Below are 22,481 nucleotides of genomic sequence, written 5' to 3' on the forward strand. Positions count from 1 at the left end.
GTTGCCGGGTTGCCGGGTTGCCGGGTTGCCGGGTTGCCGGGTTGCCGGGTTGCCGGGTTGCCGGGTTGCCGGGTTGCCGGGTTGCCGGGTTGCCGGTGCGAGCCAAGCGAACCCCGCCGCCTATGCAGCACGCCGGCGAATCGGCCGTTTTCCGTCCATTTGTCGTGAACGCTCCTCATCTGTAGCGATGTAGGCCATCGTTCGCCGCCTGTTGCGTCGATGGCCGCATGTCCAGGGCGCTCGCCATGCCCTCCCCGTATTCAGGCTCCGGCGTGTGACCGGCACGACCGGCACCACCAGCGCGCCGCATCTCCGCATGTCAGCCCCGCTGCCCGAGCAGCGCGCCAAGGTTCGCGCCGGCACGATTGCTCAGCGCTCGACATCCGCGACGGCGAAAGTCCGCAATTTCCATCCGAGTCGCACGGCGAGCATCCGCGTCGCGAAGCCTGCCACGAGCGCGACGATCGTCGCCGGCCCCGCGCCGATACCCAGATACTGCATGCCGACGTACAACCCGCCCGTGAACAATGCGACGCTCGCGTACAGTTCGTCGCGCAGGACCAGCGGCATCTCGTTGCACAGCAGGTCGCGCAGCATCCCGCCGCACACGCCGGTGATCGCGCCTGCCAACACGACGATGATCGGCGCCGCGCCGGTCGACGCGCCGATGTCGCAGCCGATGATCGTGAACGCCGCGAGGCCGATCGCGTCGACGGTCACGAACAGCGTCTTCATCCGCGACAGGTACCGCGCCGCCCACGACGCGGCAGTCGCGGCCGCGAGCGTGATCAGCAGATAGGCCGGATGCGCGATCCAGCCGAGCGGATAGTGTCCGAGCAGCACGTCGCGCACGGTGCCGCCGCCGAGCGCCGTCACCGCGCCGACCAGCGCGAGGCCGAACCGGTCCATCCCGCGCCGCATGCCCATCAGCGCGCCCGACATCGCTTCCGCAACGATCGCAATCAGATATAGCGTATGCATCGTGCGCGCCTCAGCTTTCGATACGAAACAGGCCGCGCACACGCGCGCGCCCGGCTGCGTCGATCGCGGGCAGCGGCGTTGCCGGCTTGCGTTGCGCGTGGCGCTCGATGGTTCCCGAAGCGCCGAGCGCGACGACGCGGCGGATCAAAGGCGCGAAGTCGTCGCTGCGCGTACTGCGCGCGGATCGGGCATGGGCGAAATCGCGTCGGTCGACGCGCGCCATGCGCGGCGGCTTCACGGCCACCGATAGGGTTCCGTCGTCGGTAGTCTTCATGTAGTCGGGCGAGACGGTCACCGCGAGCGGGATGCGCCGAACACAGCGGCGCGGCAATGCCGCACACACGGGTGGTCGCGACGATGGGTCGGCGGTGCGATGGATCATGCAGGCTCCTGATTCGATGTGGCGACCGCGCCCGCCGCAGCGGCGTTCGTCGATTGCGAAACGCGCGCATTGTCGAAGGGATGCCGCGATACCGGAACATTCTTTAGCCAAACTTTGACTGGCTAAATTTTATTTAGGAAAGGCCGATGCACGGGCCTCAGCCCCGGGCGCCGCGCCGCGCCCCGCGCGCGGGCGGCTTCGCCTGTACCATCGTCTGCATGTTCGACACTTATCTGCGCCGATGGGATCTCGTTCCCGACGGCGGCCCGATCCTCAGCGCGAGCGGCGGCGTGCTGCCGGTCACCCGGCATGCGCAGCCCGCGATGCTGAAGGTCGCGACCTGCGACGAAGAGCGGCGCGGCAACGCGCTGATGACGTGGTGGAACGGCAACGGCGCCGCGCGGGTGTGGCTGCACGATCGCGACGCGGTGCTGCTCGAACGCGCATGCGCGACGCCGACGCTGGGCGAGCTGTCGGCCGCCGGCCATGACGACGATGCGATCCGCATCGCGTGCGACGCCGTCGCGCGGCTGCATGCGCATCGCGCGCCGCAGCCGCCCGCGACGGTGCCGCTGCGCGACTGGTTCCACGCATTGCTCGCGCACGCGCACGACGACGGCCACGACGAAGTGCTGCGCGTGTCGGCCGAGATAGCCCAGCGGCTGCTGGCCGCCCCCGTCGACGAAGCCGTGCTGCACGGCGACATCCATCACGGCAACGTGCTGAACTTCGGCGATCGCGGCTGGCTCGCGATCGACCCGAAGGGCCTGCACGGCGAGCGCGCATTCGACTATGCGAACCTGTTCTGCAATCCCGCGCACGACCTCGCGGTCGATCGCGCGCGCTTCGAGCGCCGTGTGGCGCTCGTCGCCGACGCCGCGCAGATCGACCGGCAACGGCTGCTGCAATGGATCGTCGCGTGGGCCGGGCTATCCGCGGTGTGGTCGATCGACGACGGACGAACGGCCGATACGCCGCTGCAGGTCGCGATGCTGGCCGCCGGTTCCCTCGGCCTGAAGTAGCACGCGACGCACACGCCCCGTATCACCCAAAAAGACGCCGGCATGCGCCGGCGTTTCCTCCGATCCAACGCGCGATGCTCAGCGCGCGGGATTCAGCGTCAGGTTCATGTGGCGGTTCACGTCCTTGTACAGCAGATAGCGGAAGCGGCCGGGCCCGCCCGAATAGCACGCCTGCGGGCAGAACGCGCGCAGCCACATGAAGTCGCCCGCCTCCACCTCGACCCAGTCCTGGTTCAGGCGATAGACGGCCTTGCCTTCGAGCACGTACAAGCCGTGCTCCATCACGTGCGTCTCGGCGAACGGAATCACGCCGCCCGGCTCGAACGTCACGATGTTCACGTGCATGTCGTGACGCATGTCGCTCATGTCGACGAAACGCGTCGTCACCCATGCGCCGTTGGTGCCCGGCATCGGAATCGGCTCGACGTCCTGCTCGTTGGTCACGAACGCGTCCGGCAGCGCGATGCCGTCGACGGCCTGATAGTGCTTGCGGATCCAGTGGAAACGCACCGCGGCATCACTGACGTTGTGCAGCGTCCAGTCGGCGCCCGGCGGAATGAACGCATAGCCGCCCGGCTTCAGCGTGTGCTGCTTGCCCTGCAGCGTCAGCTCGGCCTCGCCCTCGACGACGAACAGCACGGCTTCGGCGTTGCGGTCCTGCTCGGGCTTGTCGCTGCCGCCGCCCGGATTCACTTCGACGATGTACTGCGAGAAGGTCTCGGCGAAACCCGACAGCGGGCGCGCGATCACCCACAGGCGCGTGTGGGTCCAGAACGGCAGCCAGCTCGTCACGATGTCGCGCATCACTCCCTTCGGAATGACCGCGTACGCCTCGGTGAACATCGCGCGATCGGTCAGCAGATCGGTCTGCGGCGGGTGGCCGCCATGCGGCGCGTAATACGTAGTCTTCGACATAAGGCATCCAGGCAATGGGTTGGTCCAACGTCCGCAGCGCAACGCGGCCGCGTCGCACGACAGCGCCTTCGTTCGGTCGGACAGGCTTCGCGACGGGGCCGCGCGCGGATCCGGGCGCGCGCCGATGCTTGCCGCTCCGCACACGCTCGGCGTCACGCGGGACGGGATCGGGACGGCAACGCTCGATTCCGTACGCGGGCAGCGCTGACGATAGCGAAGTCGATTGCGACCGACCAATTAAATGTTGCGATGCCTTTCATTCGATTCCGCACTACCGGTGCCGAGGCTCGGCGAGCGTGAGTTGTGCGCGTCGGGGGGAATCGTGACGGTGTCGGCGGACATCGGGCTCTGTGCCGAGCAGTTGCATGGATGTACGCGCGTATGCCGAACGGCTACAAGGGAACGTAGCGCGCGATGTCGTCGAAGAGGAGAAGGTACGGCAGGAGGGAATGCGCCGGCCAATCGAGCGTAGCCGGGGAAGGACTGCGGAGGAACGACAAGACTGCAGGTTTCGTCGGCGACGGCGGCCTCTGCGAGGCCGCCGCGCCTGCCGGATCGGGCGCGCCGGTGCGCGCGTCGCGCACCGTGCGAGGCCCGTCGCGATCAGTCCCAGTCGCGGTGATGACGGTGCTTGCGGTGGCGATAGCCGCGATCGCCATGGTCGCGGTCGTACGAGCTGCGCGACAGGTTGCCGCCGAGCGCCGCGCCGGCGCCGCCGCCGACGGCCGCGCCCAGCAGGCCGCCCGTGCGGCCGCCCATTGCGTTGCCCGCCGCGGTGCCTGCGCCGCCGCCGAGCGCGCCGCCGATGATCGCGCCGGTGCGCTCGCGACGGTTCGACGTCACCGCGCCACCCGCGCCGCCGCCGATCGCGCCGCCGATCACGGAACCCGTGCTGCCGCCGACTGCGCCGCCGACCGCTGCGCCGGCAACCCCGCCGAGCGCGCCGCCAAGCGCATTGTTCAGGTCACCGGCCATTGCCGGCACTGCAGTCGCGCCGGTCAGCACGGCGACGACGAGAGCGGGGGCGATTTTCTTCCACATTCCCGTATTCTTCCTTGTTCGCAATCTGGTTATTGAAGGTCCGCTCGCTACCACGATCCGAACCGGTCGGCGTCGACTCCGGCATTGTGCGGAACCGCGACCAATTCATTTCAATGAGCTTGCGGCGAAGAATAGCACCGCTCGCAGGTCCTTGCCGCCGTCATTCGGTAACAAGTTGTTCGCCGAAACGGAACCGGAAAAGCTTGCCGGAAATCGGCCGCGAAGGCCCGTCGGCCGGGGCTCCGCCGGCGGCCGCCCACGGTTTCCGCGCGGGCCGGAACGGGCGCGAGGCATCGCTTCGGACACACGTGGCAACACATCGGCGCAGCCGCACGCGGCGGCAACGATCGCGCGACACGCGGAGTCCGATCGACGCGCGCGATGCGCTACGCATGCATTGCGGGTTCGTCGCAGCGGCTGCCTGCGGCGGGCGGAATCACCGTGAAGAATAGGACGAGGCGCAGCCGGCTCAATGAACGAGCAAGCCGTCGATGGCTCGGGCGACAGAGTTGGGATGGATGGCGCGACGTACGGAGAACGCGGCGTCACGACGCGCAGCAATACGAATGCGCCGGCTCGACACGGCCGCGCGGCGCGCATGCTGGACGCGCCGCGCGTACCGCGCGATCAGCGGATGCGGAAGTGGCCGCCGATGCCGACGCTGACCGCCGGCGCGTAATAGGCCGGCGCATAACCGTAGTAGGCGGGCGCATAGCCGTACGCGGGCGCGGGTGCGTAGCCGTAAGGCGGCGCGACATAGCAGCCGGACAGGCCCGCGATCAGCGCAAACGAGATGAGGACTTTGTACATGGCTCGACTCCGGCGAAAAGAACGCATCGCACCGTGCGAGCGCCGTGCCGTCGCGGCGTGCGACCGTACGGCCGCATGCGCCGATCCGCGTTGCCGTCGCCCGGTGTAGCGATGCGCGGAGTCTAGCGCCGGCCTCCGCGGGAGGCGTTTCGCTGGCCGTTACAGGTGTTACCGGGCGTCACCGCGGAAACAGCCGCGGCGGGCGCCGCGGCGCGCGCGTGCTGGCGCCCTGGCCGGAGCGAGCCGCGCGGCCGTTACACGAAACGTGCGCGGATGCGCTGCGCGAGGGCTTCCAGCGTCGCCGCATCGGCGAAGTCGCGCGCGTGCATCCGCAACTCGACGCCTTCCCAGCGCGGAATCACGTGGAAATGCACGTGCGGGACCGTCTGGCCCGCAGCAGCACCGTTGAACTGGCCGATGAACATGCCGTCCGGGCCGAGCGCGTCACGCACGGCCGCCGCGACGCGCTGCGTCATGCGGATGCTCGCCGCGGCCGCGTCGCCGGACAGCTCGAAGAGCTGCGCGGCCGGCTCCTTCGGGATCACGAGCACGTGCCCGTCGGCCTGCGGCATGACGTCCATGATCGCGACGGTGGCGTCGTCTTCGGCGATCTTCACGCACGGCAATTCGCCGCGCAGGATCCTGGCAAACGGGTTGTTGTTGTCGTAGGACATGGCGTTTTCCGGTTTCTGGATTGGGTTCGAGGGGTAACGATGCCGGTCGATTATCGACCGGCCGCCGTCCGCAGTTCAACCTGCGCATCTCCGGCGCGCGTTTGCCGGCTTGCCGGTCGCGCCATCGCACGTGCAGCGACGCGCGATGCACGCTGCCGCCGTTCGTCACGCGCGCGCGATTGCACCGCGTCGCCCGAACCTGCGACACTGCCGGATCGTTGCCGGCCGGCACGCCACCGAGGACGCTCGCGCATGACGCTCCCGTTCAAATCGCTGATCCTGCGCGGCGCCGCCGTCGCAGTCGCCGTCACGCTCGGCTATGCGGGCTACATGCTGTCGCGGCTCGCGCCGATCGCCACCGGCTATGCGGCCAAGGCGCTGTGTTCGGGCGTGTTCGTGTCGGGCCGTCCGGCCGCATCGGTGATCGACGTCGACATCATGGCCGGCGTTCATCCGCTGCTGAAGCTCGTGCGTCCGTCGCTCGATCCGGAGCATCGGCGCGCGGTCGCGACGTTCGCCGGTTTCGCGCGACGCGAGGCCGACTTCCGGCCAGGGCTCGGCTGCACGCTCGCGCTCGGCCCGGCGCACGATGTGCTGCCGGCCGCGCTGCCGCCCGTTGCCGATCCGCCGCACGCCGTGGCCGTAGCCGCGCCGGCCGCCCTATCGGGCATCGACACCGGCAAGCTGCAGCACGCGCTCGACCGCGCCTTCGACGAACCCGATCCGGCGCGGCTGCGGCGCACGCGCGCGGTCGTCGTGATGTGGCGCGGCCAGGTGATCGCCGAACGTTATGCGCCCGGCTTCACCGCCGACACGCCGCTGCCCGGCTGGTCGATGACGAAGACCGTGACGGCCGCGCTGGTCGGCATGCTGGTCGCGCAGCACCGGCTGTCGCCGCAGGCGGCGGCGCTGCTGCCCGAATGGCGCGGCAGCGGCGACCCGCGCGCGGCGATCACGCTCGACGAACTGCTGCGCATGACGAGCGGCCTGCGATTCAACGAGGACTACGACGACCCGCTGTCCGACGTCGCGGTGATGCTGTTCACGCAGCCCGACACCGCGCGCTTCGCATCCGCGATGCCGCTCGCCGCGCGACCGGGCACGCAGTGGCAGTACTCGAGCGGCACGAGCGCGATCGTCGCGCGTGTGATGCGCGCAGCGATGGGCGGCAGCGACGCCGATTACCTCGCCTTTCCGCGCCGCGCGCTGTTCGCGCCGCTCGGGATGCGCAGCGCGGTGTTCGAGCCCGACGCGGCTGGCACGCTCGGCAGCGCGTCGTTCATGTATGCGAGCGCGCGCGACTGGGCGCGCTTCGGCCAGCTGCTGCTGCAGGACGGCGTATGGGACGGCCGGCGGCTGTTGCCGGCAGGCTGGGTGCGCTACCTGACGCGCCCGACGCCGCTGTCGACGCGCGGCGAATTCGGCGCGCACCTGTGGGTCAAGGTGCCGGAGCCGTTCGACGCTCACGATGGAGCCGCGAGCGCGCTGCCGGCCGACGCGTTTCATGCGGTCGGCCATGAAGGCCAGTTCGTGAGCGTGGTGCCGAGCCGCCAGTTGGTGGTCGTGCGGCTCGGGCTGTCGCGGCCGGAATCCGCGTGGAATCACGACGCGTTTCTCGCGCGCGTGCTGCAGGCGGTGCCGGCGGCGGCGGCCCGGTGACGATGCAATGCCGCAGCGCCGGCCGCGCACGCGCGCGACGCCGCGTGCATCGTTACGGGTTCGCGCTGCCCGCGTACTTCTTGAAGCCCTCGCGCGTCGCCAGACGCTCGACGTAGCGCTGCACCGCCGGCAGATCGGGACGCTCGAACGGCGTGCCGAACCAGCGGTTCACCGACAGGCCGATCGGAATGTCGGCGAGCGTGAAGTGCTCGCCGGCAACGAACGCATCGGTCGCGTCGAGGTGCGCGTTCAGCACCTGCATGTGGTTGGTCCAGCCGGCGATCGACTGCGCGATCGCGGCCGGGTCCTGATGCTGCGGCGACTTGCGCACGAGGCCGAGGAACGCGCCGACCCACGAACGGTTCAGGTCCGACGCCTGCCAGTCGATCCACTGATCGACCCGCGCGCGAGCGCGCGGGTCGGCCGGATACAGCGCGTCGTCGCCGTAGCGGTTCGCCAGATAGCGGATGATCGTGTTCGATTCCCACAGCACGAAATCGTCGTCCTTGATGACCGGGACGAGGCCGTTCGGATTCAGCGCCAGATAGGCGGGGTCGTTGGTCGAGCGAAAACCCGAGCCCCAGTCTTCCTGCTCGAACGGCAGGTCGAGTTCGGTGCACAGCCACAGCACCTTGCGCACGTTGATGGACGGAATCTTGCCGAGGATCTGCAGCATGCGGGCTCCTTGTGAGGGTCGAGAGCGGAGCGGTCGGCCGGCACGGCGCGGCCGAACGCGGTCATGTCGGATTTATACACGAGCGCGCGGAAATCGACAGCGCGCGCTCGTGAAATCGGCGTTTCCGCCGCCGTCGCGCCGCCCGCATCGGCCCGGCTACGCGCCGCGGCACGCACGCGCCGCGGCGGTCCGACCCGACGCTCGCAAGCGCCGCCCTGTTCCCACCGCGCCCGCCGCGCCCGCCGCTTCCATTACAATGCGCGGGATTTTTCCGTTTTCAGGCCGTCCCTGCCTTTCTGACAAGAGGATTTCATGATCATCAAACCGCGCGTGCGTGGCTTCATCTGCGTGACCACTCATCCGGTCGGCTGCGAGGCCAACGTCAAGGAACAGATCGACTACGTGACTTCGCACGGCCCGATCGCCAACGGCCCGAAGAAGGTGCTCGTGATCGGCGCGTCGACCGGCTACGGCCTCGCGGCCCGGATCTCGGCCGCCTTCGGCTCGGGCGCGGACACGCTCGGCGTGTTCTTCGAGCGCGCCGGCAGCGACACCAAGCCGGGCACCGCCGGCTGGTACAACAGCGCCGCGTTCGAGAAATTCGCCGCCGAAAAGGGGCTCTATGCGCGCAGCATCAACGGCGACGCGTTCTCCGACAAGGTCAAGCAGATCACGATCGACACCATCAAGCAGGACCTCGGCAAGGTCGATCTGGTCGTCTACAGCCTGGCCGCGCCGCGCCGCACGCATCCGAAGACGGGCGAGACGATCAGCTCGACGCTGAAGCCGGTCGGCAAGTCGGTGACGTTCCGCGGCCTCGACACCGACAAGGAAACGATCCGCGAGGTGACGCTCGAGCCGGCGACGCAGGAAGAGATCGACGGCACCGTCGCCGTGATGGGCGGCGAGGACTGGCAGATGTGGATCGACGCGCTCGCCGACGCCGGCGTGCTGGCCGACGGCGCGAAGACGACCGCGTTCACGTATCTGGGCGAGCAGATCACGCATGACATCTACTGGAACGGCTCGATCGGCGAGGCGAAGAAGGATCTCGACAAGAAGGTCGTGTCGATCCGCGAGAAGCTCGCCGTGCATGGCGGCGACGCGCGCGTGTCGGTGCTGAAGGCCGTCGTCACGCAGGCGAGCTCGGCGATCCCGATGATGCCGCTGTACCTGTCGCTGCTGTTCAAGGTGATGAAGGAGAAGGGCACGCACGAAGGCTGCATCGAGCAGGTGTACGGGCTGCTGAAGGACAGCATGTACGGCGCGACGCCGCACATCGACGACGAAGGCCGGCTGCGCGCGGACTACAAGGAACTGGATCCGCAGGTGCAGGCGCAGGTCGTCGCGATGTGGGACAAGGTCACGAACGACAACCTGTACGAGATGACCGACTTCGCCGGTTACAAGACCGAGTTCCTGCGTCTGTTCGGCTTCGAGATCGCCGGCGTCGACTACGACGCGGACGTGAACCCGGACGTGAAGATCCCCGGCATCATCGACACGACGGCCTGACGGCCGATGCCCGCCGCGTGCGCATGCGTGCGGCGGGCCGTGTCGGCGCGGACGTCATCGCGTTCGCCGCCGCAGCGCGGTCGCTTCACTGGACGGCCGCTGCGGCATCCCACAGCGGCTGCCGGCCGAGCGCCGCATGCCATGCATCGAAACGCGTGCGCCACGATTCGAACGGCTCGGTCAGCGGGTGACGCGGATCGCCGCTGAGCGAATACGCCATTCCCTCGATCAGCCAGCGCGGCTTGGTCGCGACCGCCAGATTGCCGAGCGCTTCCGCCTGCCGATGGTGGATCAGCTCGTGCGCCACGAAGTAGGTCTGCCAGCCGCGCGGCGCGAAGACCACGCCGAAGTCTCCCAGCGTCAATGCCGCGCGTTCGCCGAGGCCGAACCGGTCGGCACACGCGCGCGTCGAGCAGAACACGACGCGCGGCGCCGAGCGGAATGCGCCGGTCACCGCCGCCGCGCGCGCGTAACCGTCGCGATAGAGCTGCCGCGCCTCGCCGAGCTTCGCGGGATCGTCGATGCAGATGTCGGCGCCCGCGCACGACACGCCGGGAACCAGCGCGGGCGCGATCACGCGCAACGGCTTGACGAGCGCCCATGCGGCGACGGGCAACGCGACGAGCAGGCCCGCGAGGGCAACGGCGATGGGGGTGCGTTTCATCGGGGCGGGGTTCCTTGGTGGGAAGGAGGATGTTGCGGCATCGATCGATCGGACGGTCGGGCGGCGCGGCCTGCGCAGCTTTTTGCGCCGTCGCGCGCCAGCGGCGGCGCGATCACGTCGCCTGCCCGCCCCGCAGCCCGTCGGCCGCGGCGCCCCATCGACTCGACCGGATCCCGAGCCACAGAATCGCGACGCTGCATCCTAGCAGGAGCGCCTCGAGCAGCGTCGAGTCGAGGTGCCAATAGCGCGACAGCAGCACGACGACGAGATCGATCGCGAAATGAACCGCGATCGCGCCGAGCAGCCAGCGCTTCGTGCCGCGCACGAACGTCTGCATCACCATCAGCGACATCCCGACATGCGCGGCAACCGCGCTCACGCGCTCGAGCACCGCGAGGAACGGCGACGCGAGCGTCATGCCGGCGAACTGCGACGCGATCAGCGTTTGCACGCCCGCGCTGGTCACGAGCCCGGCGCGCGCGAGCAGATAGCCGCCGCAGAGCGCGACGAAGCCGACGCCGACCAGCAGCATCGCCTCCAGCCCGCCGTGGCCGAGCCCGTACATCACCGCGGTGCGCGGATCGCGTTGCCCGGCCAGCAGATAGCGGAACGCGACCCAGCGCCCGCACTCCTCGAACAGTGCCGCGGTGAGCGCCGCGAATACGAGCATCGGCATATGCCAGCGCGGATCGTCGCCGAGCCAGCGAAACAGCGGAATCTGCCAAGACAGCCGCAGCACCGGCTGGAATACGAAGAAGATCAGCATCCCGCAGAAAAACGCGCGCCACGGCACGCCCGCGCGATGCCGCCACACGAGCGCGAGCAGCGGCGGGCCGGCCAACGCGGTGACGCCCGCGCAGAACGTGGCGAACAGCAGAACCGGATCGATGATGTGCATGGGAACGGAACGGGATGAAAGGGCGAGTGGACGTGCGCGGCGCCGATCGTGCGTGCATCACGACACAAGCTGCTTGTGAAAATACGTGGTCGCGCACGGCGTGCCGTCGGGCATCAGCGCGTAGTTCGGCACGACGCCGACGCGCTGCCAGCCGGCTCGCTCGTACAGGCGTTCGGCATCGCCGCCCGTCACCGTGTCGAGCACGAGCACGGTCTTGCCGGCTTCGCGTGCGGCGTGGTCGGCGGCGGCCAGCAGCTTCGCGGCGATGCCCTGCCGACGCGCGCGGCGGGACACGAGCATCTTCGCGACGTCGGCGCGATGCGGCTGGTTCTCCGCTTGCGCGGTCACGATCTGCACGGTGCCGACGATGCGCGCGGCCGCGTCCTCGGCGACGAGCAGGATGCGCTCGCCGCGCGCCACGCCTTCGGCAACCTGCTTCCAGAATGCAACGGCCGTCGCGCGCGCGATCGGCAGCATGAAGCTCACGGACGCGCCGCCCTCGACGCAGTCGATCAGCACGTCGGCCAGCGCATCGGCGCACGCATGTGCTTCGCGCGCGTCGACGCGACGCACGGTGACAGGTTCGGTCATTCCTTCTCTCTCCGGAAGTCAGGCGGGCGGCATGCGCCCGATCGAAGCCGACGACGGCATGCGCGCGAAGGCGCGCACGGGACGGCCCGCGTCCGCCAATACGGCGCCGAGCCGGGCCGCCGAGTGATGCCGCCCCGTCATGCTACGCGAACCGACGATGCATCGCCTATGCTCGCTGCACGGCCCACTTTCAGCGATGTATCGCAGGCGCCGGCCGCCAGGTCGATGCGTTGAGCGTTGCTGCGCCGACAACGGCGCGCGGACCATTCCGGCGCTGGCCGCACCGTTCGATATGACGCGACCGTCGTCCTGAAGCGTGTCGCAGCGCCCCCGTCCTGGCGCGATCCGCGAATCGGAACGCTCGCGGCCCTGCAAGCGACTCGTCATTGCGAGACGCCTGCCGCGCGCCTACGATGCGTGAAAGAAGCACGACGACACGCCGTCGCCGGCGTGCACCGTCACGCGCTTCGCAGGAGGCGACATGCTGCACATGCACACGCATTCGACCCGGGTCAGCCGGCACCTGAACGCACCGCGCGGACGCGTCTACCGCGCATTGCTCGATCCGCACGCGGTCGAACGATGGAAGGTGCCCGACGGCATGACGTGCCGCGTGCACGCCTACGACGCGCGCGAAGGCGGTGCGCTGCGCGTGTCGCTCAGCTACGACGCGCCGTCGGACGGCACCGGCAAGACCACCGCGCACACCGACACTTATCACGGCCGCTTCGTGACGCTCGTGCCCGACGAGCGGATCGTCGAGATCGACGTGTTCGAAACCGACGATCCGCTACTGCGCGGCGCGATGACGGTCACGATCACGCTGTCCGACGAAGCGGGCGGCACGCGCGTCGAGGCCGTGCACGACGGCGTGCCGCCCGGCGTGCCGGCCGCCGACAACGAGACCGGCTGGCGGATGGCGCTCGCGAAGCTCGCGGCGCTCGTCGAGCACGGGTGAGCCGGCCCGCAGCACACACTGCCAGCCGGCAGCGCGAAAGCCCGCCGCATGCGACACTGGCCGCCGCTGCGTGCATCGCGCCGGCCGCCGGCGCGATGCCCGTGACCGCCTTCCGACTCCGCACAAGGGACCGACGATGAACGCCACGCGCACCGCCACCTGGTATTTCGATTTCGTTTCGCCGTTCGCCTATCTGCAGCAGGAACGCTTCGACACGTTGCCGCCCGACATCGCGTTCGAGCCCAAGCCGATCGTGCTCGGCGCGCTGCTCGCGCATTGGGGACAGAAAGCGCCGGCCGAGATTGCGGCGAAGCGCGTGTTCACCTACCGCCACGCGCAATACCGCGCGGACAAGCTCGGCATTGCGTTCCGGATGCCGCCCGCCCATCCGTTCAACCCGATCCGGCCGCTGCGACTCGCGATCGCGATGGGCGGCTCGCCCGACGCGATCCGGCGCATCTTCCGGCACATCTGGCGCGACGGCAACGACGTGTCGACACCGGACGGCTTCGCCGCGCTGTGCGAGGCGGTCGGCTTCCCGGACGGCGTGACGGCCGTCGACGCGCAACCGGTGAAGGACGCGCTGCGCGCGAACACCGACCGGGCGATCGCGCACGGCGTGTTCGGCGTGCCGACCTTCGAACTCGACGGCGACCTGTTCTGGGGCGAGGACGCGACCGACATGTTCGTCGACTGCGCGACGTCGCGCGCGTGGCTCGACTCGCCCGAAGTGCGCCGCATCAGCACGCTGCCGGAAGGCCTCCGGCGCGGCTGACGGCGCGCCCGGCGCCTACGCGCCGCGGTCTTCGACGAGCGGCGGCACCGCGTCGCGCATCATCGCGACGAAGCGCACGAGCCGCGACGGATAGAACTGCGCATGCGGATAGGTCAGGTACACCGGCAGCGGCGACGCCTGCCAGTCGGGCGCGAGATGCACGAGTTCGCCGCGTGCGAGATGATCGGCGAGCAGCCACGACGAGCCGACGCATGCGCCGACGCCGAGCAGCGCTGCGCTGCGCAGCGCGTACAGGTTCTCGGTCGTGACGCGCGGACGGATCGCGATGCGTCGCGTGTCGCCGGTGACGGCGTGCGTCAGCGTGAGTTCGTTCCGGTAATAGGTACGCAGCGCGAGCCACGGCAACGCGGCGAGCGCGTGGGGATCGGCCGGCACGGCCGCGCGATCGAGCACCGACGGCGCGGCCACCACGAAGCGCGGCACCTTCGTCAGCCGGATCGCGACGACGCCCGGGTCGCTCGGCTCACCCACCTGGATCGCGCAGTCGATGCCGCTGCCGACGAAGTCGCGCACCTCGTCCTGCAGCAACCATTCCACCGAGACGCGCGGATAGTCGCGCAGGAACTGCGCTAGCGGCGCGACGAAGCGCTCCTGCCCGAACGCATGCGGCACCGCGACCCGCAGCAGCCCGTCCGGCTCCTCCTGCGCGCCGCGCAGGTCCGCCTCGAAGGCGGCCCAGCCGGCCAGCAGCTCCTTTGCGCGCGTGAAGCAGCGTTCGCCGTCGACGGTCAGCCGCATCGCATGCGTCGTGCGCTGCAGCAGCCGCATGCCGAGCGAGCGCTCGAGCGCCTGCAGCCGCCGGCTGACGGTCGGCTGCGTCGTGTGCAACTGCGCGGCGGCCGCCGACAGGCTGCCGGCTTCGACTATGCGCACGAACGTTTCCATCAGCTCGAAACGGTAGCCTGCGCCGTCGACCGGAACCGTCTCGAGGCGCGGACACCGGCCAGCAGCGGGCGAATCGGAGATTTCGTCTGTCATTCGCGCAGCGTATAACAAATGTGCGCCGCGCGGTACTACCCACGCCCGGCGGCGATCGGCACACTGCGTTCCATCCGTTACCCGAACCAGGATGCACGCGATGTCCACCCCCACCCATCTCGCCGCCGCGCCCCGCACGGCTCATGCGCCGGCCCATGCGGCCGCCGTGTCGCTGCCCGACCGCCGGCTCGTGATGCTGCTGGCCGCGGCGGCCGGCCTCGGCGTTGCGCCGCTCTATTACGCTCAGCCGATGCTCGCCGCGCTCGGCGCCGACGTCGGCGCATCGGCCCGCGCGATCGGCTTCATGCCGACGCTGACGCAGCTCGGCTATGCGCTCGGCATCCTGCTGCTCGCGCCGCTCGGCGACCGCTTCGACCGACGCCGCGTGATCGTGTCGAAGGCCGCCGCGCTGGTCGTCGCCCTGTTGCTCGCCGCGTTCGCGCCGTCGCTCGGGCTGCTGCTGGCCGCCAGCTTCGCGATCGGCCTGACCGCGACGATGGCGCAGGACGTCGTGCCGGCCGCCGCGACGCTAGCGCACGACGCCCATCGCGGCCGCATCGTCGGCACGGTGATGACGGGGCTGCTGCTCGGCATCCTGCTGTCGCGCGTCGTCGCCGGCTTCGTCGCCGAAACGATCGGCTGGCGCGCGATGTTCGCGCTCGCGGCCGCGAGCGTCGCCGCGATCGGCGTGATCGCCGCACGCGGGTTGCCGCGCTTCGAGCCAGCCACGCAGCTGTCCTACCGCGCGCTGATCGCGTCGCTCGGCGAACTGTGGCGCCGTCATCCCGCGCTGCGCCTTGCGGCGCTCGCGCAAGGGCTGCTGGCCGTCGGCTTCAGCGCGTTCTGGTCGACGCTCGCGGTGATGCTGCACGGCGCGCCGTTCCATCTCGGCAGCGCGGCCGCCGGCGCATTCGGCCTCGCCGGCGCGGCGGGCGCACTGGCCGCGCCGATCGCCGGACGCCTGGCCGATCATCATGGCCCCGAGCGCGTCACGCGGATCGGCATCGCGATCGCGACGGTGTCGTTCGCCGCGATGGGCGCCGCGCCGCTGATGACGCCGCATGCACAGCTCGCGCTGCTCGCCGCGGCGACGATCGGCTTCGACCTCGGCGTGCAGGCCACGCTGATCGCGCATCAGGCGATCGTCTACCGGATCGATCCCGCGTCGCGCAGTCGCCTGAACGCCGTGCTGTTCGTCGGCATGTTCATCGGGATGGCGGCCGGCGCCGCGGCGGGCAGTGCGTTGCTCGCGCAGTTCGGCTGGAATGCGGTGATCGTGCTGGCCGTCGCGACGTCGGTCGCGGCGCTCGCCGTGCGGATGTGGCGCCGGTAATTCTTCCGCGCAGCGCGGATATGAAGCGGGCAGGCTCGACGGCCTGCCCGCTTTTTTTATTTTCTTTCGCGGGTCGCACGGGGCGCCGCCGCGCGACAGCCGGGCGCGGCCGGCGCCCCCGGTCCGCTCATCCGGTGCAAGGTCGACGGCACGTCGCCCGCTCGGCAGTCCGGCCAATTATTTTTCCGCACGCCCCGATGGTTGCTCCTGCAACCGTATGACGATTTCGCGGAGCCGCGCCGCACGGCGTCGAGCAATCCGGCCCCATCGAAAAACCGCATTTTCTCCGGGAATTCCCGGTATTTTTTCCCATTTTCTTCAACATTACCGATGACATACTTGCCCCCCGTCGTGCTCGGTTGCGAGCGCGCTTTCTGATTCCGCCGGTCGCAGCCGATGGGTTGCCGTGCCGTCGGGCCGCATGACATGAATGATTTCGACACCACGATCCAGGTCTTCCTCACGCACATCACGTTCGGGCCGCTGATGAATCACGCGATCCGCGTGATCGCCGGCCTCTATACGTTCAAGGGCTTCGTCCTGATCCCCGTGCTGTGCTGGCTATGGTTTCAGCCGGGGCCGCGGCGCGAACGGCAACGCGAGCTGGTCGTCGCGACGGTGGCGAGCGGGCTCGTCGCGCTCGCGGTCGGGCGGCTGCTCGCGAAAACGCTGCCGTTCCGCGTGCGGCCGATCTACAACCCCGAGCTGCATCTGCACTTCCCGTCCGACACGCTGCGCGCGGCCACGCTGCAAGCGTGGAGCTCGTTCCCGAGCGACCACGCGATGCTGTGGATGGCGATCGCGACGGGCATCTTCATCATCGCGCGGCGCGCCGGCGTGTTCGCGCTGCTGTATGCGGTCGTGTTCATCTGCGTGCCGCGCGCGTATCTCGGCTATCACTATCCGACCGACCTGATCGCCGGCGCCGCGATCGGCATCGCGATCGCGTGGCTGCTCACGCGCGATGCGGTCCGCTCGCGCTTCGCGCCGCACGCGCTCGCCGCGATCCGGCGCTTTCCCGCGCCGGCCTATACGCTCGCGTCCCTGCTGTGCTTCGAGCTGATCACGCAGTTCGACGAACTGCTCACGCTCGCGCAGTCGGTCACGCATACGACGTTGTAACGGCGTGGTCGGCGGATGCGTTCGGTGCGGTCGTCGCGACGCGCGCGCATACGCTGTGGGCCGCGGGCGATCGCATCGCGCAGCTCGCATGGAGGTGGATGCGGTGCCGATGCCGATGCCGAGCCGGTGCCGGCGCGAGTAAGGCTGCGTCCACGTGCGTCAGTCGCGATCGGACGCGCCGAGCGGAAAGGACGCACGATACGATCGTGCTTCATCAACCGCGCATGCAAACGACGAACGCGCAAGCAACCGCGTGCGCGTCCGGCCAATTCGACATCGGCCCGCGATGTTCTTACGCTCGCCCGTCCGCCACGATGCGCCCTTCGCTGCGCCAGCGCAGCATCCCGCCGCCGAGGTTCGCCACCGCGTCGAAGCCGGCCTTTCGCAGGATCACGGTCGCCTGCGCGGAGCGGCCGCCCGCGCGGCACACGGTCACGATCGGCCGCGTGTGCTCGAGCTCGCCGGTGCGCGCGGCGAGTTCGCCGAGCGGAATCGGCGTCGCGCCGGGCAGATGGCCGAGCGGGCCGGTGAATTCGTCCGGTTCGCGCACGTCGACGACCTGCACCGTGCGCAGATGATCTTCGAGCCACTGCGGATCGATTTCCCAGAACCCGGCGAACGTGTAGACGAGCGGCGCCCAATCCGGCGCGGCCTGCACATCGGGCGCGTTCGCGGCGACGCCGCACTGCAGGTTCGCGGGCACCGCGACGTCGATCTGCCGCGGATGCGCGAGCCCGAGGTTGCGCATGTAGCCGGCGAAATCGTCTTCGCTGAGATCGCCGCCGAGGCGCGGGTTGAAGCGCCGCTCCTCGCCGACGCTCGTCACCGTCAGCCCGCGGTAGTCGTGCGCCGGATACAGCAGGCACGCGGCCGGCAGCGTGAACAGCCGGCCGTGCACCGCGCGATACAGCGCACGCGGGTCGCCCTGCTGGAAATCGGTGCGGCCGGTGCCGCGAATCAGCAGGCAATCGCCGGTGAAGGCCATCGATTCGTCGTCGAGCACGAGGCTGATGCAGCCGCTCGTATGGCCGGGCGTCGCTCGCACGGTCAGGTAGCGGCCGCCGAACCGGCAGCGCTCGCCGTCGTTCAGATAGCGGTCGGCGCCTTGCGCGCCGCTCGCGGCCGAGATCGCGATCGTGCTGCCGGCGCGCTGCTTGAGCAGCCACGCGCCCGTCACGTGATCGGCGTGCACGTGCGTATCGATCGTCGCGACGAGCCGCAGCCCGAGCTCGTCGACGAGCGCCGCGTCGCGACGCACCTGTTCGAACACGGGATCGATCAGCAGCGCTTCGCGCGATGCCGGGTCGGCGAGCAGATAGGTGTAGGTCGACGATTGCGGGTCGAACAGTTGGCGGAAGATCATGGCGATGTTGCTCCGTCGGCGGAGTGTGGCGGTCGCGCGGAAGGCGGCATGGATGCCGCCGATGCGGGGCGATATGCGCACGTGTACCCACAAGCGTAGTGCAAAACGCGGCGGCCATTGGCGGCTTCGTACGGGAGACGCGTGACGCTGCGGGCAGTCGCATGCGGCCTTACACTGGCGGGCCTCATCTCACGTCACCGGAGTTGCGTCGCATGTCTCTGACGATCGACCCCAAGCAGGCCGCCGCGCTGCTCGCCGTCGCCGACACCGGCAGCTTCGAGCAGGCCGCCGGCCGGCTGCACGTGACCGCATCGGCCGTCACGCAGCGCGTGCGCGCACTCGAGGTGAGCCTCGGCACGCCGCTCGTGCTGCGCACGCGCCCGTGCCGGCCGACGATTGCCGGCCAGCGCGTGCTGCAGCATCTGCGCCGCGTGGCGCTGCTGCAAGCCGACCTGCAAAGCACGCTCGCGGCCGAGCGCGCATCGCCGATCTCGGTCACGATCGCGCTGAACTCCGACAGCCTCGGCACGTGGTTCCTGCCCGCGCTGACGTCGGTGCTGGCCGGCGAGCGCATCCTGTTCGAGCTGATCGTCGAGGATCAGGACCACACGTTCGCGCTGCTCGAAAGCGGCATGGCCGTCGGCTGCGTGACGACCGAGCCGAAGCCGATGCGCGGCTGCGTCGCGACGCCGCTCGGCACGATGCGCTATCGCCTGCTCGCGGCCGCCGCGTTCGCCGCACGGTGGTTTCCGCGCGGGCTGAACCGCGCGAGCGCGCGCGCGGCGCCCGTCGTCGCGTATTCGCGCCGCGACACGCTGCAGTCCACGTTTTTGAAGGAGAAGCTCGGGCTGCCCGACGGCGCGTATCCGTGCCACTACGTGCCGGGCACGCATGCCCACTTCGCGGCAGTCAGGCACGCGCTCGGCTATGCGATGGTGCCCGAGCCGCTGCTCGGCGATGTGCCGCTCGACGCCCAGGGTCTCGTCGACCTCGCGCCCGCGCATCCGACCGACATCACGCTGTACTGGCACGCGTGGACGGTGCAGTCGCCGACGATGGCGTCGCTGTCCGCGCGGGTCGTCGAAGCGGCGCGCCGTTTGCTCGCGCCGCTGGCGGATTGAGAGCAGGTGGGGCCATGTGCGCATCGCGCCGCGTAGCGCACCGTCCGCGGCGCACTCTGCACCGCGTGATCCGTGTAATCGGCCCAACCGACGCAACCAACGCAATCGGCCGAACCGCCCCACCCATCCGGTTACCCGCGACGCTTCGCGAAATACGCGCGCACTGCGTCAACGAAGGTATCGATATCCGCCCGCGACACGTCGCAGTGCGTGACGAAGCGCGACGCGTACAGCATCTGCGTCAGAATCCCGTGCTCCTTGAGCCACGCCTCGAGCGGCGCGCAGTCGGCTTCGGGGAATTGCGCGAACACCATGTTGGTCGCCTGCGACGTCACCTTCACCGGCTCGATGCGCGCGAGGCCCTCGGCGAGGTGCGCGGCATTCGCGTGATCGTCGGCGAGCCGCTCGACGTTGTGATCGAGCGCGTACAGGCACGCGGCCGCGAGGATGCCCGACTGCCGCATCCCGCCGCCCAGCACCTTGCGCCAGCGCTGCGCGCGCTCGAGCAGCGCGCGGCTGCCGACCAGCACCGAACCGACCGGCGCGCCGAGCCCTTTCGAGAAACAGATCGACACGGTATCGAAGCCCTCGCACAGCTCGGCGAGCGAGCGCCCCGACGCGACGGCCGCGTTGCACACGCGCGCGCCGTCGAGGTGGGTGGCGAGCCCGCGGCTGCGCGCGAGCGCGACGGCTTCGCGCACATAGCCTTCCGGCAGCACCTTGCCGCCGATCGTGTTCTCGAGCGCGAGCAGGCGCGTGCGCGCGAAGTGATTGTCGAGCGGCTTGATCGCCGCGGCGATCTTCTCGAGCGGCAGCGTGCCGTCGGGCGCGTTCTCGAGCGGTTGCGGCTGGATGCTGCCGAGCACCGCCGCGCCGCCGCCCTCGTACTTGTAGGTGTGCGCGAGCTGACCGACGATGTATTCGTCGCCGCGCTCGCAATGCGCCATCAAGGCAGCGAGGTTGCTCTGCGTGCCGCTCGGGAAGAACAGGCCGGCTTCCTTGCCCGCGCGCTCGGCCGTGACGGCCTGCAGGCGCAGCACGGTCGGGTCGTCGCCCCACACGTCGTCGCCGACTTCGGCGGCAGTCATGGCGGCCAGCATCGGCTGGCTCGGACGCGTCACGGTATCGCTGCGTAAATCGATCATCTTCGTGCCCTGTGTGAAAGCGGACCGGAACCGAGACGCCCGGCCCTGCCGAAACGAGACTCAGAGTGTACGCAATTCATGCGACGCACGCCGCAGCCGCGCACGCAGCGGCGTGTTGACGCACGACAGGCGATCCGCATGATGCGTCGCGCCATATTGCCGCACGTGCGACCGACCGCCGCGCAGCCGTCGCATGCGCCGCGCATCGCGTTGTTGATACGAATCAACGATTTATCTCGAAAACGGGCGCGACGCGCTGGACATCTGCGACGAGTTGGCACATTTCGCAGCGCAGCATCGGGGCAGATACTCCAGCCAACCCCGCCGCCCTCGACGGTTCGGGGGCCGCCGGCACCCGCCGGCGGGTATCGTCAGCCTCGGTCAACTGGTATGAACTCCGCATTTTCGGCCTTCGATCTGGCCCGCCTGCAATTCGCGTTCACCGTCTCCTTCCACATCGTGTTCCCGGCGCTGAGCATCGGCCTCGCCAGCTTCATCGCCGTGCTCGAATATCGCTGGCTGAAGACGGGCAAGTCTTACTACAAAACCCTGTGTCTGTTCTGGTCGAAGATCTTCGCGGTCGCGTTCGGGATGGGCGTCGTCTCCGGCGTCGTGATGAGCTACCAGTTCGGCACGAACTGGTCGGGCTTCTCGAGCTTCGCCGGCTCCGTCACCGGCCCGCTGCTGATGTACGAGGTCATGACCGCGTTCTTCCTCGAAGCGGGCTTCCTCGGCATCATGCTGTTCGGCTGGAATCGCGTCAGCCCGCGCGCGCACTTCGGCGCGACGCTGATGGTCGCGATCGGCACGCTGATCTCCACCTTCTGGATCCTCGCGTCGAACAGCTGGATGCAGACGCCGCAGGGCTTCGAGATCGTCGACGGCCGCATCGTGCCGACCGACTGGCTCGCGATCATCTTCAACCCGTCGTTCCCGTACCGCCTGCTGCACATGGCGATCGCCGCGTTCATCGTCGCGGCGCTGGTCGTGGCCGCGACGGGCGCATGGCATCTGCTGAAGGGCCGTCGCGACCGCGGCGTGAAGAAGATGTTCTCGATGGCGCTGTGGCTGCTGCTCGTGCTCGCGCCGCTGCAAGCCGTGATCGGCGACCAGCACGGGATCAACACGCTGAAGCACCAGCCCGCGAAGATCGCCGCGATCGAAGGGCTGTGGGACACCGAAAAGGGCGGCACGGCGCTCAACCTGTTCGGCATTCCGGACATGAAGGCCGAAACGACGCGCTACGCGGTGAAGGTTCCGCATCTCGGCAGCCTGATCCTCACGCATAGCTGGGACGGCGAAATCCGCGGGTTGAAGGACTTCCCGCCGCAAGACCGCCCGAATTCGACGATCGTGTTCTGGAGCTTCCGGATCATGGTCGGCATCGGCTTCGCGATGATCGGCCTCGCCGTGCTCGCGTGGCTGCTGCGCCGCCGCGGCAGCCTGTACGAATCGAAGTGGTTCCACCGCTTCGCGCTGGCGATGGGCCCGACCGGCTTCGTGTCGCTGCTCGCCGGCTGGGTGACGACCGAAGCGGGCCGCCAGCCCTGGGTCGTGTACGGCGTGATGCGCACCGCGCAGGCCGTGTCGCCGCTGACGCTGCAGCAGGTCAGCCTGTCGATGATGACCTTCGTGATCGTCTACTTCCTGGTGTTCGGCACCGGCATGTACTACATCCTGAAGCTGATGAAGGCCGGCCCCGCGCTGCCCGACGCGACGCACGACGCGAACCACGACGCGCCCGGCTCGCGCCGCGATCACACCGCGCGCCGCCCGATGTCGGCGGTCGACGAACTGATCGAGACCGTCTGAGCCCTCTTCTGAGCAAACGAGAAAA

General features: G+C 69.4%; 22 protein-coding genes and 1 pseudogene. 9 read left to right on the forward strand and 14 right to left on the reverse strand.

Annotation, left to right across the window (positions count from 1 at the left end; genetic code table 11):
* Window positions 1-369 precede the first annotated feature (369 nt).
* Both C3Y15_RS20035 and C3Y15_RS32360 read right to left on the reverse strand, forming a co-directional pair.
* Window positions 370-981, reverse strand: coding sequence for a trimeric intracellular cation channel family protein (locus C3Y15_RS20035; RefSeq protein ID WP_059583114.1), 612 nt, complete (start codon window positions 979-981; stop codon window positions 370-372).
* A gap of 10 nt (window positions 982-991) precedes the next feature.
* Window positions 992-1,204 (reverse strand): hypothetical protein, encoded by a 213-nt coding sequence (locus C3Y15_RS32360; RefSeq protein WP_224020231.1) that lies wholly within the window; start codon window positions 1,202-1,204, stop codon window positions 992-994.
* Between the two features lie 377 nt (window positions 1,205-1,581).
* Between C3Y15_RS32360 and C3Y15_RS20045 the strand changes: the two genes are divergently transcribed.
* Window positions 1,582-2,385 carry an aminoglycoside phosphotransferase family protein gene (locus C3Y15_RS20045; RefSeq protein ID WP_059623687.1) on the forward strand — a complete coding sequence of 268 codons (804 nt, stop codon included), beginning with the start codon at window positions 1,582-1,584 and terminating at the stop codon, window positions 2,383-2,385.
* A gap of 78 nt (window positions 2,386-2,463) precedes the next feature.
* Here the strand turns inward: C3Y15_RS20045 and C3Y15_RS20050 are convergent, their stop codons facing one another.
* From C3Y15_RS20050 to C3Y15_RS20065, 4 genes are all read right to left on the reverse strand, one after another.
* Complete coding sequence (locus C3Y15_RS20050) at window positions 2,464-3,300, reverse strand: bifunctional allantoicase/(S)-ureidoglycine aminohydrolase (protein WP_011880980.1); 837 nt, start codon at window positions 3,298-3,300, stop codon at window positions 2,464-2,466.
* Between the two features lie 603 nt (window positions 3,301-3,903).
* Window positions 3,904-4,341: a hypothetical protein gene (locus C3Y15_RS20055; RefSeq protein ID WP_011880981.1), complete on the reverse strand. Its 438-nt coding sequence runs from the start codon at window positions 4,339-4,341 to the stop codon at window positions 3,904-3,906.
* 627 nt (window positions 4,342-4,968) lie between these two features.
* Entirely contained in the window at window positions 4,969-5,151 is a 183-nt protein-coding gene (locus tag C3Y15_RS20060) for a hypothetical protein (RefSeq protein ID WP_011880983.1), read from the reverse strand.
* 254 nt (window positions 5,152-5,405) lie between these two features.
* Window positions 5,406-5,825: an HIT family protein gene (locus C3Y15_RS20065; protein WP_011880984.1), complete on the reverse strand. Its 420-nt coding sequence runs from the start codon at window positions 5,823-5,825 to the stop codon at window positions 5,406-5,408.
* Window positions 5,826-6,077: 252 nt separating this feature from the next.
* On the opposite strand from C3Y15_RS20065, the gene C3Y15_RS20070 reads away from it, so the two are divergent.
* Window positions 6,078-7,484 (forward strand): serine hydrolase, encoded by a 1,407-nt coding sequence (locus C3Y15_RS20070; protein ID WP_045577640.1) that lies wholly within the window; start codon window positions 6,078-6,080, stop codon window positions 7,482-7,484.
* Between the two features lie 52 nt (window positions 7,485-7,536).
* Here C3Y15_RS20070 and C3Y15_RS20075 read toward each other — a convergent pair whose 3' ends face one another.
* The gene (locus C3Y15_RS20075; protein ID WP_045577639.1) at window positions 7,537-8,160 is read right to left on the reverse strand and encodes a glutathione S-transferase; all 624 of its coding nucleotides are present in this window, start codon (window positions 8,158-8,160) and stop codon (window positions 7,537-7,539) included.
* 312 nt (window positions 8,161-8,472) lie between these two features.
* Between C3Y15_RS20075 and fabV the strand changes: the two genes are divergently transcribed.
* Window positions 8,473-9,675, forward strand: coding sequence for an enoyl-ACP reductase FabV (gene fabV / locus C3Y15_RS20080; RefSeq protein WP_014724132.1), 1,203 nt, complete (start codon window positions 8,473-8,475; stop codon window positions 9,673-9,675).
* An 85-nt stretch (window positions 9,676-9,760) separates the two neighbouring features.
* Here fabV and C3Y15_RS20085 read toward each other — a convergent pair whose 3' ends face one another.
* The 3 genes from C3Y15_RS20085 to C3Y15_RS20095 form a co-directional block, all read right to left on the reverse strand.
* Window positions 9,761-10,339 (reverse strand): membrane protein, encoded by a 579-nt coding sequence (locus C3Y15_RS20085; RefSeq protein ID WP_034193383.1) that lies wholly within the window; start codon window positions 10,337-10,339, stop codon window positions 9,761-9,763.
* Between the two features lie 112 nt (window positions 10,340-10,451).
* Window positions 10,452-11,237: a YhfC family glutamic-type intramembrane protease gene (locus C3Y15_RS20090; RefSeq protein ID WP_045577637.1), complete on the reverse strand. Its 786-nt coding sequence runs from the start codon at window positions 11,235-11,237 to the stop codon at window positions 10,452-10,454.
* Between the two features lie 57 nt (window positions 11,238-11,294).
* Window positions 11,295-11,828 (reverse strand): GNAT family N-acetyltransferase, encoded by a 534-nt coding sequence (locus C3Y15_RS20095; RefSeq protein ID WP_046425037.1) that lies wholly within the window; start codon window positions 11,826-11,828, stop codon window positions 11,295-11,297.
* Between the two features lie 481 nt (window positions 11,829-12,309).
* Here C3Y15_RS20095 and C3Y15_RS20100 point away from each other — a divergent pair, with 481 nt between their 5' ends.
* Window positions 12,310-12,786, forward strand: coding sequence for an SRPBCC family protein (locus C3Y15_RS20100; protein ID WP_011880990.1), 477 nt, complete (start codon window positions 12,310-12,312; stop codon window positions 12,784-12,786).
* 136 nt (window positions 12,787-12,922) lie between these two features.
* A complete protein-coding gene (locus C3Y15_RS20105) occupies window positions 12,923-13,561 on the forward strand; it encodes a 2-hydroxychromene-2-carboxylate isomerase (RefSeq protein WP_034193385.1) in 639 nt (212 codons plus the stop codon).
* 15 nt (window positions 13,562-13,576) lie between these two features.
* Here the strand turns inward: C3Y15_RS20105 and C3Y15_RS20110 are convergent, their stop codons facing one another.
* On the reverse strand, window positions 13,577-14,560 hold the full coding sequence (locus tag C3Y15_RS20110) for a LysR family transcriptional regulator (RefSeq protein WP_059475302.1): 984 nt from the start codon (window positions 14,558-14,560) through the stop codon (window positions 13,577-13,579).
* A gap of 100 nt (window positions 14,561-14,660) precedes the next feature.
* Between C3Y15_RS20110 and C3Y15_RS20115 the strand changes: the two genes are divergently transcribed.
* Both C3Y15_RS20115 and C3Y15_RS20120 read left to right on the forward strand, forming a co-directional pair.
* Window positions 14,661-15,893, forward strand: coding sequence for an MFS transporter (locus C3Y15_RS20115; protein WP_069224804.1), 1,233 nt, complete (start codon window positions 14,661-14,663; stop codon window positions 15,891-15,893).
* Window positions 15,894-16,319: 426 nt separating this feature from the next.
* The gene (locus tag C3Y15_RS20120; RefSeq protein ID WP_124260149.1) at window positions 16,320-17,015 is read left to right on the forward strand and encodes a phosphatase PAP2 family protein; all 696 of its coding nucleotides are present in this window, start codon (window positions 16,320-16,322) and stop codon (window positions 17,013-17,015) included.
* A 159-nt stretch (window positions 17,016-17,174) separates the two neighbouring features.
* On the opposite strand, the pseudogene C3Y15_RS20125 reads toward C3Y15_RS20120, so the two are convergent.
* Both C3Y15_RS20125 and C3Y15_RS20130 read right to left on the reverse strand, forming a co-directional pair.
* A pseudogene (locus tag C3Y15_RS20125) lies at window positions 17,175-17,273 on the reverse strand (glutathione S-transferase family protein); the annotation flags it as partial.
* Window positions 17,274-17,307: 34 nt separating this feature from the next.
* Window positions 17,308-18,378, reverse strand: coding sequence for an MBL fold metallo-hydrolase (locus tag C3Y15_RS20130; protein ID WP_011880995.1), 1,071 nt, complete (start codon window positions 18,376-18,378; stop codon window positions 17,308-17,310).
* A 212-nt stretch (window positions 18,379-18,590) separates the two neighbouring features.
* On the opposite strand from C3Y15_RS20130, the gene C3Y15_RS20135 reads away from it, so the two are divergent.
* Window positions 18,591-19,499: an HTH-type transcriptional regulator ArgP gene (locus C3Y15_RS20135; RefSeq protein WP_060122080.1), complete on the forward strand. Its 909-nt coding sequence runs from the start codon at window positions 18,591-18,593 to the stop codon at window positions 19,497-19,499.
* A 131-nt stretch (window positions 19,500-19,630) separates the two neighbouring features.
* Here C3Y15_RS20135 and ltaE read toward each other — a convergent pair whose 3' ends face one another.
* Entirely contained in the window at window positions 19,631-20,644 is a 1,014-nt protein-coding gene (ltaE, locus tag C3Y15_RS20140) for a low-specificity L-threonine aldolase (protein ID WP_059460645.1), read from the reverse strand.
* 390 nt (window positions 20,645-21,034) lie between these two features.
* Here ltaE and C3Y15_RS20145 point away from each other — a divergent pair, with 390 nt between their 5' ends.
* Window positions 21,035-22,456, forward strand: a complete 1,422-nt coding sequence (locus tag C3Y15_RS20145) for a cytochrome ubiquinol oxidase subunit I (protein ID WP_059475304.1) — start codon at window positions 21,035-21,037, stop codon at window positions 22,454-22,456.
* Window positions 22,457-22,481 lie beyond the last annotated feature (25 nt).

It is taken from the genome of Burkholderia sp. B10, from assembly GCF_004368385.1.
Taxonomy (GTDB): Bacteria; Pseudomonadota; Gammaproteobacteria; order Burkholderiales; family Burkholderiaceae; genus Burkholderia; species Burkholderia vietnamiensis.

Coding starts and splice junctions, on each gene's coding strand:
- C3Y15_RS20035 (WP_059583114.1), bottom strand. CDS start 981: ATGCATACGCTATATCTGATTGCGATCGTTGCGGAAGCGATGTCGGGC.
- C3Y15_RS32360 (WP_224020231.1), bottom strand. CDS start 1,204: ATGGCGCGCGTCGACCGACGCGATTTCGCCCATGCCCGATCCGCGCGC.
- C3Y15_RS20045 (WP_059623687.1), top strand. CDS start 1,582: ATGTTCGACACTTATCTGCGCCGATGGGATCTCGTTCCCGACGGCGGC.
- C3Y15_RS20050 (WP_011880980.1), bottom strand. CDS start 3,300: ATGTCGAAGACTACGTATTACGCGCCGCATGGCGGCCACCCGCCGCAG.
- C3Y15_RS20055 (WP_011880981.1), bottom strand. CDS start 4,341: ATGTGGAAGAAAATCGCCCCCGCTCTCGTCGTCGCCGTGCTGACCGGC.
- C3Y15_RS20060 (WP_011880983.1), bottom strand. CDS start 5,151: ATGTACAAAGTCCTCATCTCGTTTGCGCTGATCGCGGGCCTGTCCGGC.
- C3Y15_RS20065 (WP_011880984.1), bottom strand. CDS start 5,825: ATGTCCTACGACAACAACAACCCGTTTGCCAGGATCCTGCGCGGCGAA.
- C3Y15_RS20070 (WP_045577640.1), top strand. CDS start 6,078: ATGACGCTCCCGTTCAAATCGCTGATCCTGCGCGGCGCCGCCGTCGCA.
- C3Y15_RS20075 (WP_045577639.1), bottom strand. CDS start 8,160: ATGCTGCAGATCCTCGGCAAGATTCCGTCCATCAACGTGCGCAAGGTG.
- fabV (WP_014724132.1), top strand. CDS start 8,473: ATGATCATCAAACCGCGCGTGCGTGGCTTCATCTGCGTGACCACTCAT.
- C3Y15_RS20085 (WP_034193383.1), bottom strand. CDS start 10,339: ATGAAACGCACCCCCATCGCCGTTGCCCTCGCGGGCCTGCTCGTCGCG.
- C3Y15_RS20090 (WP_045577637.1), bottom strand. CDS start 11,237: ATGCACATCATCGATCCGGTTCTGCTGTTCGCCACGTTCTGCGCGGGC.
- C3Y15_RS20095 (WP_046425037.1), bottom strand. CDS start 11,828: ATGACCGAACCTGTCACCGTGCGTCGCGTCGACGCGCGCGAAGCACAT.
- C3Y15_RS20100 (WP_011880990.1), top strand. CDS start 12,310: ATGCTGCACATGCACACGCATTCGACCCGGGTCAGCCGGCACCTGAAC.
- C3Y15_RS20105 (WP_034193385.1), top strand. CDS start 12,923: ATGAACGCCACGCGCACCGCCACCTGGTATTTCGATTTCGTTTCGCCG.
- C3Y15_RS20110 (WP_059475302.1), bottom strand. CDS start 14,560: ATGACAGACGAAATCTCCGATTCGCCCGCTGCTGGCCGGTGTCCGCGC.
- C3Y15_RS20115 (WP_069224804.1), top strand. CDS start 14,661: ATGTCCACCCCCACCCATCTCGCCGCCGCGCCCCGCACGGCTCATGCG.
- C3Y15_RS20120 (WP_124260149.1), top strand. CDS start 16,320: ATGAATGATTTCGACACCACGATCCAGGTCTTCCTCACGCACATCACG.
- C3Y15_RS20130 (WP_011880995.1), bottom strand. CDS start 18,378: ATGATCTTCCGCCAACTGTTCGACCCGCAATCGTCGACCTACACCTAT.
- C3Y15_RS20135 (WP_060122080.1), top strand. CDS start 18,591: ATGTCTCTGACGATCGACCCCAAGCAGGCCGCCGCGCTGCTCGCCGTC.
- ltaE (WP_059460645.1), bottom strand. CDS start 20,644: ATGATCGATTTACGCAGCGATACCGTGACGCGTCCGAGCCAGCCGATG.
- C3Y15_RS20145 (WP_059475304.1), top strand. CDS start 21,035: ATGAACTCCGCATTTTCGGCCTTCGATCTGGCCCGCCTGCAATTCGCG.